Annotated in this window: 11 protein-coding genes and 1 other annotated feature (1 of these 12 only partly in view); of the genes, 7 read left to right on the top strand and 4 right to left on the bottom strand. The window is 53.0% G+C overall.

The window, feature by feature from the left end; translation table 11 throughout:
• Positions 1-35, top strand: a sequence feature (Thr leader region) (it extends 92 nt beyond the left edge of the window).
• A gap of 23 nt (positions 36-58) precedes the next feature.
• Genes thrA through thrC form a run of 3 tightly spaced genes read left to right on the top strand, consistent with a single transcriptional unit; the run spans position 59 to position 4,742 of the window.
• A complete protein-coding gene (gene thrA, locus ACHHZ7_RS07195; protein ID WP_395148859.1) occupies positions 59-2,521 on the top strand; it encodes a bifunctional aspartate kinase/homoserine dehydrogenase I in 2,463 nt (820 codons plus the stop codon).
• Position 2,522: 1 nt separating this feature from the next.
• A complete protein-coding gene (gene thrB, locus ACHHZ7_RS07190; RefSeq protein ID WP_008786144.1) occupies positions 2,523-3,452 on the top strand; it encodes a homoserine kinase in 930 nt (309 codons plus the stop codon).
• A gap of 3 nt (positions 3,453-3,455) precedes the next feature.
• The gene (thrC, locus tag ACHHZ7_RS07185) at positions 3,456-4,742 is read left to right on the top strand and encodes a threonine synthase (protein ID WP_060682778.1); all 1,287 of its coding nucleotides are present in this window, start codon (positions 3,456-3,458) and stop codon (positions 4,740-4,742) included.
• Positions 4,743-4,826: 84 nt separating this feature from the next.
• Here the strand turns inward: thrC and yaaA are convergent, their stop codons facing one another.
• Together yaaA and ACHHZ7_RS07175 are read right to left on the bottom strand one after the other, a co-directional pair.
• The gene (gene yaaA, locus ACHHZ7_RS07180; protein WP_032942329.1) at positions 4,827-5,600 is read right to left on the bottom strand and encodes a peroxide stress protein YaaA; all 774 of its coding nucleotides are present in this window, start codon (positions 5,598-5,600) and stop codon (positions 4,827-4,829) included.
• Positions 5,601-5,677: 77 nt separating this feature from the next.
• On the bottom strand, positions 5,678-7,108 hold the full coding sequence (locus tag ACHHZ7_RS07175; RefSeq protein ID WP_020996236.1) for a sodium:alanine symporter family protein: 1,431 nt from the start codon (positions 7,106-7,108) through the stop codon (positions 5,678-5,680).
• Positions 7,109-7,381: 273 nt separating this feature from the next.
• Here ACHHZ7_RS07175 and tal point away from each other — a divergent pair, with 273 nt between their 5' ends.
• The 3 genes from tal to ACHHZ7_RS07160 all read left to right on the top strand — a co-directional run bounded on the left by tal (position 7,382) and on the right by ACHHZ7_RS07160 (position 10,465).
• A complete protein-coding gene (gene tal, locus ACHHZ7_RS07170) occupies positions 7,382-8,335 on the top strand; it encodes a transaldolase (RefSeq protein ID WP_003829752.1) in 954 nt (317 codons plus the stop codon).
• A 110-nt stretch (positions 8,336-8,445) separates the two neighbouring features.
• The gene (gene mog, locus ACHHZ7_RS07165) at positions 8,446-9,033 is read left to right on the top strand and encodes a molybdopterin adenylyltransferase (RefSeq protein ID WP_003018973.1); all 588 of its coding nucleotides are present in this window, start codon (positions 8,446-8,448) and stop codon (positions 9,031-9,033) included.
• A 124-nt stretch (positions 9,034-9,157) separates the two neighbouring features.
• On the top strand, positions 9,158-10,465 hold the full coding sequence (locus tag ACHHZ7_RS07160) for an MFS transporter (protein ID WP_003829746.1): 1,308 nt from the start codon (positions 9,158-9,160) through the stop codon (positions 10,463-10,465).
• A gap of 34 nt (positions 10,466-10,499) precedes the next feature.
• Here the strand turns inward: ACHHZ7_RS07160 and satP are convergent, their stop codons facing one another.
• Both satP and ACHHZ7_RS07150 read right to left on the bottom strand, forming a co-directional pair.
• Positions 10,500-11,066 carry an acetate uptake transporter gene (gene satP / locus ACHHZ7_RS07155; RefSeq protein WP_060682777.1) on the bottom strand — a complete coding sequence of 189 codons (567 nt, stop codon included), beginning with the start codon at positions 11,064-11,066 and terminating at the stop codon, positions 10,500-10,502.
• Between the two features lie 364 nt (positions 11,067-11,430).
• Positions 11,431-11,835, bottom strand: coding sequence for a DUF2541 family protein (locus ACHHZ7_RS07150; protein WP_060682776.1), 405 nt, complete (start codon positions 11,833-11,835; stop codon positions 11,431-11,433).
• 384 nt (positions 11,836-12,219) lie between these two features.
• Here ACHHZ7_RS07150 and dnaK point away from each other — a divergent pair, with 384 nt between their 5' ends.
• A complete protein-coding gene (dnaK, locus tag ACHHZ7_RS07145) occupies positions 12,220-14,142 on the top strand; it encodes a molecular chaperone DnaK (RefSeq protein ID WP_003829739.1) in 1,923 nt (640 codons plus the stop codon).
• The last annotated feature ends 29 nt before the right edge of the window (positions 14,143-14,171 follow it).

Raw genomic sequence — 14,171 nt, 5'->3', positions numbered from 1 at the left:
AAAGCCCGCACCTAAACAGTGCGGGCTTTTTTTTCGACCAAAGGCAATGAGGTAAACCATGCGAGTGTTGAAGTTCGGCGGTACATCAGTGGCAAATGCAGAGCGCTTTCTGCGGGTTGCCGATATTCTGGAAAGCAATGCCAGACAGGGGCAGGTCGCGACCGTTCTCTCTGCCCCCGCAAAAATTACCAACCATCTGGTGGCAATGATTGAGAAGACCATCGGTGGTCAGGATGCTTTAGCTAATATCAGCGACGCCGAACGCATTTTCTCCGAGCTGCTGGTGGGTCTTGCCGCCGAGCAACCAGGTTTTCCGCTGGCGCAGCTCAAAGCCTTTGTTGAACAAGAATTTGCCCAGATTAAGCACGTCCTGCACGGCATCAGCCTGCTGGGACAGTGCCCGGACAGTATCAATGCCGCGCTTATCTGCCGTGGTGAAAAAATGTCGATTGCTATCATGGCCGGCCTGCTGGAAGCACGCGGGCATAACGTAACGGTCATCGACCCGGTGGAGAAATTGCTGGCTGTCGGCCATTACCTCGAATCTACCGTTGATATCGCCGAATCTACGCGCCGCATCGCCGCCAGCCGTATTCCTGCGGACCACATGATTCTGATGGCAGGGTTTACCGCTGGAAATGAAAAAGGTGAGTTAGTGGTGTTGGGGCGTAATGGCTCTGACTACTCTGCCGCCGTACTGGCCGCCTGTTTGCGTGCCGATTGTTGTGAAATCTGGACCGATGTCGACGGTGTATATACTTGCGATCCGCGTCAGGTACCCGACGCCCGACTGCTTAAGTCGATGTCTTATCAGGAAGCGATGGAGCTTTCTTACTTCGGCGCTAAAGTGCTGCACCCGCGCACAATTACCCCTATTGCCCAGTTCCAGATCCCGTGCCTGATTAAAAATACCGGCAATCCGCAAGCGCCCGGTACGCTGATCGGTGCCAGCAGTGATGACGATGATTTGCCGGTAAAAGGTATTTCTAACCTCAATAACATGGCGATGTTTAGCGTTTCCGGCCCTGGAATGAAAGGCATGGTGGGCATGGCGGCGCGCGTTTTTGCCGCAATGTCGCGTGCGGGCATCTCGGTAGTGCTGATCACCCAATCCTCTTCTGAATACAGCATCAGTTTCTGCGTCCCGCAGGGCGACTGCGCGCGTGCGCAACGTGCTATGCAGGATGAATTCTACCTCGAGCTGAAAGAAGGCCTGCTGGAGCCGCTGGCGGTGACTGAGCGTCTGGCCATCATCTCTGTTGTTGGCGATGGTATGCGCACCCTGCGCGGCATCTCGGCGAAGTTCTTTGCCGCGCTGGCTCGGGCGAACATCAATATTGTAGCGATCGCCCAGGGCTCGTCTGAGCGTTCTATTTCGGTGGTGGTGAATAACGATGACGCGACCACCGGCGTACGCGTGACCCATCAGATGCTGTTCAACACCGACCAGGTGATTGAAGTGTTTGTGATTGGCGTAGGCGGCGTGGGCGGTGCGCTGCTGGAGCAGCTTAAACGTCAGCAAACCTGGCTCAAAAAGAAGCATATCGATCTGCGCGTGTGCGGCGTGGCGAACTCGAAGGCCCTGCTGACCAACGTCCACGGTCTGAATCTGGAAAACTGGCAGTCGGAGCTGGAGAGCGCGAAAGAGCCTTTCAACCTTGGGCGCTTAATTCGTCTGGTGAAAGAATACCATCTGCTCAATCCGGTGATTGTCGACTGTACGTCAAGCCAGGCAGTAGCGGATCAATATGCCGACTTCTTGCGTGAAGGCTTCCACGTGGTTACGCCGAACAAAAAGGCCAACACGTCGTCGATGGATTACTATCATCAGCTGCGTTTTGCCGCCGCGAAGTCTCGTCGTAAATTCCTGTACGACACCAACGTGGGCGCGGGCTTGCCGGTTATTGAAAACCTGCAAAATCTGCTCAGCGCAGGTGATGAACTGCAACGTTTTTCAGGCATCCTTTCTGGCTCACTGTCGTTTATTTTCGGCAAGCTGGATGAAGGCATGAGCTTCTCGCAGGCCACCACCCTGGCGCGTGAGATGGGCTATACCGAACCCGATCCGCGTGACGATCTTTCCGGTACGGACGTGGCGCGTAAGCTGCTGATCCTGGCCCGTGAAACTGGTCGTGAGCTGGAGCTTTCTGACATTGTCATTGAGCCGGTCCTGCCAAAAGAGTTTGATGACTCCGGTGATGTTTCCGCGTTTATGGCGAAATTGTCGCAGCTGGATGACGTCTTTGCCGCGCGCGTGGCGAAAGCCTGTGATGAGGGAAAAGTATTGCGCTATGTTGGCAATATCGAAGAGGACGGTGTTTGTCGCGTGAAAATTGATGCAGTAGACGGCAACGATCCGCTGTTTAAAGTGAAAAACGGTGAAAACGCGCTGGCGTTCTATAGCCACTATTATCAGCCGTTACCGTTGGTTCTGCGCGGATATGGCGCGGGTAACGATGTGACGGCGGCGGGCGTCTTTGCCGACCTGCTACGCACCCTTTCATGGAAGTTAGGAGTCTGACATGGTGAGAGTTTATGCCCCGGCTTCCAGTGCCAATATGAGCGTCGGGTTTGATGTACTCGGTGCGGCGGTAACTCCGGTGGACGGTTCGCTGTTGGGTGATGTGGTGTCCGTTGAGGCGGCTGACCAGTTCAGCCTGAACAACCTTGGGCGCTTTGCCAACAAACTGCCGTCCGAGCCACGTGAAAATATTGTCTACCAGTGTTGGGAGCGATTCTGCCAGGAGCTGGGTAAAACCGTTCCGGTGGCGATGACGCTGGAAAAAAATATGCCGATTGGCTCCGGGTTAGGCTCCAGCGCCTGTTCCGTCGTGGCGGCGTTAGTCGCTATGAACGAACATTGCGGTAAGCCGCTCAACGATACGCGCCTGTTAGCGATAATGGGCGAACTTGAAGGGCGTATCTCCGGCAGCATTCATTACGATAACGTCGCTCCGTGCTTTTTGGGCGGTATGCAGTTAATGATTGAAGAAAACGGCATTATTAGCCAGCAGGTGCCAGGCTTTGATGAGTGGCTGTGGGTACTGGCGTATCCAGGGATTAAAGTGTCGACGGCTGAAGCGCGGGCGATTCTCCCAGCGCAGTATCGCCGTCAGGACTGTATCGCTCACGGGCGGCATCTGGCGGGATTCATCCATGCCTGCTATTCCCGTCAGCCTCTTCTGGCCGCGAAGCTGATGAAAGATGTCATTGCTGAGCCGTATCGTACCCGCTTGCTGCCAGGCTTTAGCCAGGCGCGTCAGGCGGTCGCAGAAATTGGCGCACTGGCCAGCGGTATATCTGGGTCTGGGCCGACGCTGTTCGCTTTGTGCGATAAGCCGGATACGGCACAGCGCGTAGCAGATTGGCTGGGTAAAAATTACCTGCAAAATCAGGAAGGCTTTGTTCATATTTGCCGGCTGGACACGGCGGGCGCACGGGTACTGGGATAATCAATGAAACTGTATAATCTGAAAGATCACAACGAACAGGTCAGCTTTGCACAGGCTGTTACGCAAGGACTAGGCAAGAATCAGGGATTGTTTTTTCCGCACGATCTACCGGAATTCAATCTGACAGAAGTGGATGAGATGCTGAACCAGGACTTCGTTAGCCGCAGCGCGAAGATCCTGTCCGCATTTATTGGTGATGAGATCCCTCAGGAAATTCTGGAAGAGCGCGTGCGTGCGGCATTTGCCTTTCCGGCTCCGGTTGCCCAGGTTGCCGCGGATGTCGGCTGTCTGGAACTGTTCCACGGCCCTACGCTTGCATTTAAAGACTTTGGCGGGCGCTTTATGGCGCAGATGCTGACGCACATCAGTGGCGACAAACCGGTAACGATTCTGACGGCGACTTCCGGAGACACCGGGGCGGCGGTTGCGCATGCCTTTTATGGCCTGAAAAATGTGCGCGTGGTGATCCTCTATCCGAACGGCAAGATCAGCCCATTACAGGAAAAACTGTTCTGTACGCTGGGCGGTAACATTGAAACTGTGGCGATTGATGGCGATTTTGATGCCTGCCAGGTGCTGGTGAAACAGGCGTTTGATGACGAAGAGCTGAAGGTGGCTCTGGGACTGAACTCGGCTAACTCAATTAACATCAGCCGTCTGTTGGCGCAAATCTGTTACTACTTTGAGGCTGTGGCCCAACTGCCGCAAGAGGCGCGTAATCAACTGGTGATTTCCGTTCCCAGCGGTAACTTTGGCGATCTGACTGCCGGATTGCTGGCGAAATCACTGGGCTTGCCGGTGAAGCGTTTTATCGCGGCGACGAACGTTAACGATACGGTTCCGCGTTTCCTTGCAGAAGGTGAGTGGGCGCCGAAAGCGACCCAGGCAACGTTGTCGAATGCGATGGATGTCAGCCAGCCGAACAACTGGCCGCGCGTGGAAGAACTGTTCCGCCGTAAAATCTGGCGTCTGAATGAGCTGGGTTATGCCGCTGTTGACGATGCGACGACTCAGGACACGATGCGTGAGTTACATGAGATAGGCTACACCTCAGAACCGCATGCGGCGGTGGCTTACCGAGCGCTGCGTGACCAACTGAATCCTGGCGAGTACGGCCTGTTCCTTGGTACTGCGCATCCGGCGAAGTTTAAAGAAAGCGTTGAAGAGATTCTTGACCTGACGCTGGCGTTGCCAAAAGAACTGGCGGAACGTGCGGACCTGCCGCTGCTTTCTCATCACCTGCCAGCTGATTTTGCTGAACTGCGCAAGCTGATGATGACCCGCGGTTAACGGTTGTGCCCGCTGGCGCTTTGCATAGCGGGCCGACAAAACCTGTAGGCCGGATAAGGCGTTAGCCGTCATCCGGCCTTTTTACTATTGCTCGTGGCGTTTAAACACCAGTTCGCCGTTTCCTGATGCTTCTTCATCAAAGAAGTAGCCTTCGCTGTTAAATGCGGTCAGCTGCTCCGGTTGCGTTAAGCGGTTCTCAATAATGTAGCGACTCATCAGGCCGCGCGCTTTTTTGGCATAGAAGCTGATGACTTTAAACTTACCGTTCTTCTCGTCGAGGAAGACCGGTTTGATAAGCTCAGCGTTGAGTTTTTTCGGCTTCACGGATTTAAAATACTCATCCGAGGCGAGGTTGATCACCACGCTGTCGCCTTGCGCTTCCAGCGCTTCGTTAAGTTTATCGGTGATGGTATCTCCCCAGAACTGGTAGAGATCTTTACCCTTCGCATTGGCCAGACGAATGCCCATCTCCAGACGGTATGGCTGCATCAAATCCAGCGGACGCAAAACGCCGTACAACCCGGACAGCATCCGTAAATGCTGTTGAGCGAAGTCGAAATCCGCCTCGCTGAAGGTTTCAGCCTGCAACCCTGTATAGACGTCGCCTTTAAACGCCAGAATGGCCTGACGTGCATTGTCCGGCGTGAAGTCAGGCTGCCAGTCATGGAAACGGGTGGCGTTCAGATCCGCCAGCTTGTCGCTAATCCCCATCAGCTTGCCAATCTGCGGTGCAGAGAGCTGGCGTGCCACGTGAATAAGCTGCTGAGAGTGATCCAGCAACTCGGGCAGCGTATGACGTGTCGTTGCCAGCGGGCTTTGGTAGTCGAGCGTTTTTGCAGGTGAAATCAGAATCAGCATATCCAGTCCTTGCAGGAAATTTACTGCGACTTTAGCAAAAAAAACGACTGAATTGATCGATGGTTGCGATTGCCGCGCTATTCGCGCGGCGTTTCATCCCAGCTATCGGGCGCAAGCTGTTGTCTGATATCAGGATAACGGCGCGGATCGAATTCCGGGCGCACCCCGAGTTTTCGCTGGCGCAGATAATCGCTGGCGATGGTATGGACAACCGGAGAAAGCAGCAGAATCGCCGTCAGGTTAGTAATGGCCATACAGGCCATGATGATGTCGGCAAGTTGCCAGACCAGCGGAAAACTGATTAACGTACCACCAATGACGGTGCAAACGGTGGCGATTCGTAATAGCCAGATAACCCGGATGTTGTCCAGTTTCAGGAATATGAGGTTGTTTTCCGCATAAATGTAGTTGGCGACGATAGAGCTAAAGGCAAACAGAATCACTATTAAGGCAACGAATCCGGCCCCCCATTCACCCGTCAGCGAGACCATGGCTCGTTGCAGCAACTGGATGCCTTCCATTGGCACATAAGTGGTGCCATTACCCGCCAGTAAAATGATCATTGCGCTGGCCGTACAAAGAATTAGCGTATCGCCCAATACACCAATCATTTGCACAATGCCTTGTGCTGCAGGGTGTGGCGGCCAGGATGCTGCCGAGGCGGCTGCGTTCGGAGTTGAGCCCATTCCGGCTTCATTAGAGAACATACCGCGCTGAAAACCGCTGGCAATGGCCTGGCTTAGCGTATACCCGGCTGCACCGGCCGCGGCTTCCTGCCAGCCAAAGGCGCTTTTTATGATGGTCATGATAATGCCGGGGAGCTGTCCGAAATGCCAAAGGCAGATGACGAGGCTACAACCGATCCACAGCAGCGCCATCATCGGAACAAACCATTGCATCAGGCGGGCAACGCCTTTAATGCCGCCGACAATGACCAGTAATGACACTATCGCCAGTGCGATACCGGAGAAGAGGGGAGGAATGTCAAAAGCAAAGGTCAACGCACGAGAGACTGAGTTTGCCTGCACGCTGTTAAAAATCAGGCCATAGGCAATGAGTAAAAAGATGGCAAACAGCACGCCCATCCAGCGCATGCCCAATCCACGGGCCATATACCATGCAGGACCGCCGCGAAACTGTCCCTTGCTGTCGCGCTCTTTATACAGCTGGGCAAGGGAACATTCGGCGAATGAGGTTGCCATACCAATGACCGCCGAGACCCACATCCAGAAAATGGCTCCCGCGCCGCCGGCGGCGATCGCCAACGCCACACCCGCCAGATTTCCGCTACCGACGCGCGCGGCAAGACTGGTGCACAGAGCCTGAAAAGAAGTTAAACCGCCCGGCTGCGGGCTGATGCTGTTTTTAAGACTTTTGCCAAACTGGCGAATATAGCGGAACTGCACAAACCCTGTACGCCAGGTGAACCAACATCCTGCGCCAAGCAGGAGGTAGATCATCACCGATCCCCAGAGTATTTCATTAATAAATGAGAAAAAATCAGGCATTAACATCCCTCTTGTTGATGCCGGTAAGCGCGAATAATCCCGTGTAAGCGCTACCAATTATCGACCAGTATATACCTTATAAGGTGATTGATTGCGGGAGTTTACCATAACAATAGGTATATCCTTAATTGCGCATCACGAGCTGTGAGATGCGTAATCAGGGCTGAGCGGCGGGTCGGACAATCCAGGCGGTTGCGCTGAGAGTGCGTCGTGCTATCATCAGGGAAGATCGGTTACATCCCCCTAACAAGCTGTTTAAAGAGAATCGCTATCATGACGGACAAATTGACCTCCCTTCGTCAGTTCACCACAGTAGTGGCCGACACCGGAGACATCGCGGCAATGAAGCTGTATCAGCCTCAGGATGCCACAACTAACCCTTCTCTCATTCTTAACGCAGCGCAGATCCCAGAATACCGCAAGCTGATTGATGACGCTGTAGCCTGGGCTAAGCAGCAGAGCAACGACCGCGCACAGCAGATCGTCGACGCGACCGACAAACTGGCAGTAAATATCGGTCTGGAGATCCTGAAACTGGTTCCGGGTCGTATTTCTACTGAAGTTGACGCTCGTCTGTCCTACGACACCGACGCGTCCATCGCGAAAGCAAAACGTCTGATCAAAATGTACAACGATGCTGGCATCAGCAACGATCGCATTCTGATCAAACTGGCTTCAACCTGGCAGGGCATCCGTGCCGCTGAGCAGCTGGAAAAAGAAGGTATCAACTGTAACCTGACTCTGTTGTTCTCCTTCGCGCAGGCGCGCGCATGTGCAGAAGCTGGCGTATACCTGATTTCTCCGTTTGTTGGTCGTATTCTGGACTGGTACAAAGCCAACACTGACAAGAAAGAGTATGCACCGGCAGAAGATCCGGGTGTGGTTTCCGTAACGGAAATCTATGAGTACTACAAACAGCACGGTTACGAAACCGTGGTGATGGGTGCGAGCTTCCGTAACGTCGGCGAAATCATTGAGCTGGCAGGCTGCGATCGTCTGACTATTGCTCCGGCACTGCTGAAAGAACTGGCGGAAAGCGAAGGCACTATCGAACGTAAACTGTCCTTCTCTGGTGAAGTGAAAGCGCGTCCTGCACGCATCACCGAAGCTGAGTTCCTGTGGCAGCACAACCAGGATCCGATGGCTGTAGACAAACTGGCGGACGGTATCCGTAAGTTTGCTGTAGACCAGGGTAAACTGGAAAAAATGATCGGCGATCTGCTGTAATCATTAATGCGTGGCCCTGATATGGGTCACGCTACCTCTTCTGAAACCTGTCTGTCCTTCCCTTCGCAGTGTATCATTCTGTTTAACGAGACTGTTTAAACGGAATAATCATGAATACTTTACGCATTGGCCTGGTTTCCATTTCTGACCGTGCTTCCAGCGGCGTTTACCAGGATAAAGGTATCCCGGCCCTTGAAGAGTGGCTGGCATCTGCCCTTACCACCCCTTTTGAGCTGCAAACGCGACTGATCCCGGATGAACAGGCGATCATCGAACAGACCTTATGTGAGCTGGTGGATGAAATGAGCTGTCATCTGGTGCTGACTACCGGCGGAACGGGTCCGGCCCGCCGCGATGTAACGCCTGATGCCACGCTGGCCGTAGCCGACCGCCAGATGCCGGGCTTTGGCGAGCAGATGCGCCAGATAAGCCTGCACTTTGTGCCAACGGCTATTCTCTCCCGCCAGGTTGGTGTGATTCGCAAACAGGCGTTGATTCTGAATCTGCCAGGGCAGCCGAAATCGATCAAAGAAACGCTGGAAGGCGTGAAAGATGCCGACGGTAAGGTTATCGTGCCGGGTATTTTTGCAAGTGTACCGTATTGTATACAGTTGCTGGATGGGCCGTATGTGGAAACTGCACCGGCTGTTGTAGCATCTTTTCGTCCTAAAAGCGCAATCCGCGATACAAACGCCTGAAAGTAGCCCGATCGTGACATAAGTGCCAATGACAGTGGAGTATTGAATTGTTTACGATATAGTAATTTTTGCTTTACATATATCGACAGACAGATTCAATAACTCCACTGACTCATGGTTTGCTATGTCACAACACACTCGACCGCTGAATCGCCAGGATTATAAAACTCTTACGCTTGCTGCCCTCGGCGGTGCGCTTGAGTTTTATGATTTCATTATCTTCGTCTTCTTTGCCGCTGTTGTTGGCGAACTCTTCTTCCCGGCAGACATTCCTGAATGGCTACGTCAGGTGCAAACCTTCGGCATTTTTGCCGCCGGATATCTGGCGCGTCCACTGGGTGGCATCATCATGGCGCACTTTGGCGATCTGGTCGGGCGCAAGAAAATGTTCACCCTGAGCATTTTGCTGATGGCGATACCGACGCTGGCGATTGGTCTTTTGCCTACCTACGCCTCAATGGGGATCCTCGCGCCGCTGCTGTTACTGCTGATGCGTATTTTGCAAGGCGCTGCCATCGGCGGAGAAGTGCCCGGCGCGTGGGTGTTCGTGGCAGAGCACGTACCGGAGCGCCGCATCGGCATTGCCTGTGGCACGCTGACCGCCGGGCTGACGGTGGGGATTCTGCTGGGATCGGTGGTTGCGACGCTGGTGAATACCAGCCTGACGCAACAGGCTGTGCATGACTATGGCTGGCGTATCCCGTTCTTGTTGGGTGGCGTGTTTGGGCTGGTGGCGATGTACCTGCGTCGCTGGTTGCAGGAAACGCCCATCTTCCTCGAAATGCAGCAGCGTAAAGCGCTGGCGCAAGAGCTACCGGTGAAGTCGGTGGTGAGCAAACATAAAAAAGCGGTGGTCATTTCCATGCTGCTGACCTGGCTGTTATCGGCCGGGATTGTGGTGGTGATCCTGATGTCGCCAGTCTGGTTGCAGAAGCAGTATGGTTTTGCACCGGCGTTGACGTTACAAGCCAACAGTGTCGCGACCATTATGCTGTGCGTCGGCTGTCTGCTGGCCGGGTTTATTGTCGACCGGGTCGGCGCCAGCAAAACCTTTATTGTCGGCAGCCTGCTGCTGGCCTGTTCAAGCTGGTTTTTCTATCATCTGACCGGCAGCCATCCTCAGCACTTGTTCTTGCTATACGGGCTGGTAGGGTTGTGCGTTGGCGTGGTGGGGGCTGTGCCTTATGTGATGGTGCGGGCGTTTCCGGCGGAGGTCCGCTTTACCGGAATCTCCTTTTCTTACAACGTGTCGTACGCCATTTTTGGTGGTCTGACGCCAATCGCCGTGACGATGTTAATGAGCGTGTCGCCAATGGCTCCGGCCTGGTATGTGCTGGCGTTATCGCTGGTGGGATTAGGTCTGGGGATTTGGCTGCGACAGGATATTTATCATCGCGATACGAGCGTGCAGGGAGAGTTACAGCGCTTGTAAGGAATATCCCCCCGTTCGGGGGGATAGCGTCAGATTAGTGCGCTTCACCGATCGGCAGGATGGTACGGCCAAACTGTTCGTTCAGCACTTCACCCATCGCCAGGTAAATGGCGCTTGCGCCACACACTAAGCCAATCCTGCCAGCAACGTGAATGATCGCTTCGTTACCTGCAATGTTGCCGACCGCCAGCAGTGCGAACAGCACTGTCAGGCTCAGGAAGACAAACTGCAACGCGCGGTTAGCTTTCAGCGTGCCGAAGAACATGAACAGTGTAAACACGCCCCACAGACCCAGGTATACGCCCAGGAACTGACCATTGGTTGCATCCGCCAGGCCCATTTTCGGCATGATCAGGATTGCAACCAGCGTCAGCCAGAACGAACCGTAGGAGGTAAAGGCGGTTAAACCGAAGGTGTTGCCTTTTTTATATTCCAGCAGACCGGCAAATATTTGCGCGATACCGCCGTAGAAAATGCCCATCGCCAGAATAATAACGTCAAAGGCGAAGAAACCCGCGTTGTGCAGGTTAAGCAGAATGGTGGTCATGCCAAAGCCCATCAGGCCCAGCGGTGCCGGATTAGCCAACTTAGTGTTGCCCATAATTCCTCAAAATCATCATTGATTGAATGGTGAAATAGTTTCCCCAAATAACGATCACTGTCTTCGGGGCGCGGCATGATAATCAGGGGAGAGGGCACTGTCTATGATCTAACGAAGGGAAAATGAATTATTTTCCCTGTGATGGGCATCACGCTTACGCGTGGTTGATCATTTTGCTAAGACAGACGATTTGAAGTACCGCCGGGATCTGAGGGATTTGGTGGACGATCTGGTGAGAAATACCCATCGCCAGATGGCGCTGCGTCATGGGCGCGGCAGTGGTTATTCTAGTTCAAAGGCTTTCGCATCAACCGCGTGTCGGCCCCGCATGTTTTCTATGGCTTCTGAATCAAAATGTGCGGAATTAGTCGTCGCCAATAACTTTCAGCGTTGCCATGTCAGAGGAGTTTACTGACTGGCCTGAGAAGGTGATTTTAGACACGCAACGTTTATTGTCATTATCGCTATTAATAGTGATCCAGTTGGTCGTTTGTCCCTCTTTAATGGATGACGGGACGTTCAGGCTTTGGCTGGAAGTGCGTACTGCTTTGAAGTAGACGGATGCGCCGTTAAGTTTAATATCGCCGCGATCGGCGGTGAGCTGAATGCGCTTCACCACCCGGCAAACGGGAATTCTCAGCGTAAGGTCGTTGGTTGCATTGCGGGGCATCGCAATCATACCCAGAACTTTATGATCGTTAGCGTGCGCGGCGCTGCTCAGCAGCAGGCCCATAAGCAGGCTGGTGGAAAGGGTTAACGCGGATTTCATGGAATTTCTCTTTGACGGCTGTAAAAGGGTGTGACATCAGACCATCTTACCGCCGACGGGAAACCGTTTCATGGTCGTAATCTTTTCTTTTTATTACAATTTTCACATGAATGACCGTGCTGGTTTTGATTTGTTTTGTGAATTGATTTTGATTGGAAACTATTCGTTTTTTTGCCTTTCTGCCTTTTTACCTTAATTTTATCGCCACTGTGCTAAAAAAAATTTTCATGCCCCCCTTGATGACGTGGGTTACGACCCCATCTTGTAGACAACCGCAGTGGTGAGTCTGAAAAAAAACGATTCAGGGTAGTTGAAACCGCACGTTTCGCCCTTATTACAGATTCACAACCACATGATGACCGAATTTTTAGTGGAGACGTTTAGATGGGTAAAATTATTGGTATCGACCTGGGTACTACCAACTCTTGTGTAGCGATTATGGATGGCACTACTGCACGTGTGCTGGAGAACGCCGAGGGCGATCGCACCACGCCTTCTATCATTGCTTATACCCAGGATGGTGAAACTCTGGTTGGTCAGCCGGCTAAACGTCAGGCAGTGACAAACCCGCAAAACACCCTGTTTGCGATTAAACGCCTGATTGGCCGCCGCTTCCAGGACGAAGAAGTACAGCGTGATGAAGCCATCATGCCGTACAAAATCATCGGTGCTGACAACGGTGATGCATGGATTGACGTAAAAGGTCAGAAAATGGCACCGCCGCAGATTTCTGCTGAAGTGCTGAAAAAAATGAAGAAAACGGCTGAAGATTACCTGGGCGAACCGGTAACTGAAGCGGTTATCACCGTACCTGCATACTTCAACGATGCTCAGCGTCAGGCAACCAAAGATGCTGGCCGTATCGCAGGTCTGGAAGTAAAACGTATCATCAACGAACCGACCGCAGCGGCACTGGCTTACGGTCTGGATAAAGAAGTCGGCAACCGTACTATCGCGGTTTATGACCTCGGTGGTGGTACTTTCGATATCTCTATTATCGAAATCGACGAAGTTGACGGCGAAAAAACCTTCGAAGTTCTGGCAACCAACGGTGATACCCACCTGGGTGGTGAAGACTTTGACAGCCGTATGATCAACTACCTGGTTGACGAATTTAAGAAAGATCAGGGTATCGATCTGCGTAATGACCCGCTGGCGATGCAGCGTCTTAAAGAAGCCGCTGAGAAAGCGAAGATCGAACTGTCTTCCGCTCAGCAGACCGACGTGAACCTGCCGTACATTACTGCAGACGCGACTGGTCCGAAACACATGAACATCAAAGTGACCCGTGCGAAACTGGAAAGCCTGGTTGAAGACCTGGTTAACCGTTCTATCGAGCCGCTGAAAGTTGCTCTGCAGGATGCTGGTCTGTCTGTTTCCGACGTTCAGGACGTTATCCTGGTCGGTGGTCAGACTCGTATGCCGATGGTACAGAAGAAAGTTGCTGAGTTCTTCGGTAAAGAGCCGCGTAAAGACGTTAACCCGGACGAAGCAGTGGCAATCGGTGCTGCCGTTCAGGGTGGTGTATTGACCGGTGATGTGAAAGACGTGCTGCTGCTGGACGTTACCCCGCTGTCTCTGGGTATCGAAACCATGGGTGGCGTGATGACTCCACTGATCGCGAAAAACACCACTATCCCGACCAAGCACAGCCAGGTGTTCTCTACCGCTGAAGACAACCAGTCTGCGGTAACTATCCACGTGCTGCAGGGTGAACGTAAACGCGCCGCTGATAACAAAGATCTGGGTCAGTTTAACCTGGATGGTATCAGCCCGGCTCCGCGCGGTATGCCGCAGATCGAAGTTACTTTTGACATCGATGCCGACGGTATCCTGCACGTTTCCGCGAAAGACAAAAACAGCGGTAAAGAGCAGAAGATCACCATCAAGGCTTCTTCTGGTCTGAACGAAGAAGAAATTCAGAAAATGGTTCGCGAAGCAGAAGCGAACGCAGAATCTGACCGTAAGTTTGAAGAGCTGGTTCAGACTCGTAACCAGGGTGACCATCTGCTGCACAGCACTCGTAAGCAGGTTGAAGAAGCAGGCGACAAACTGCCAGCTGACGACAAAACTGCCATCGAGTCTGCACTGACAGCGCTGGAAACTTCTCTGAAAGGCGAAGACAAAGCGGATATCGAAGCGAAAATGCAGGCGCTGGCACAGGTTTCCCAGAAACTGATGGAAATCGCTCAGCAGCAGCACGCACAGCAGCAGGCTGGTGCAGCAGGCGCTGATGCTTCTGCAAACAACGCGAAAGATGACGACGTTGTCGATGCCGAGTTTGAAGAAGTGAAAGACAAAAAATAATCGCCCTTTGAACGGGTAATTACTGGCAC

The organism is Citrobacter freundii complex sp. 2024EL-00216 (assembly GCF_043945515.1).
Lineage (GTDB): Bacteria > Pseudomonadota > Gammaproteobacteria > Enterobacterales > Enterobacteriaceae > Citrobacter > Citrobacter portucalensis.
The sequence above is the reverse complement of the archived record's forward strand: the minus strand, read 5'-3'. Positions and strand labels throughout refer to the sequence as shown.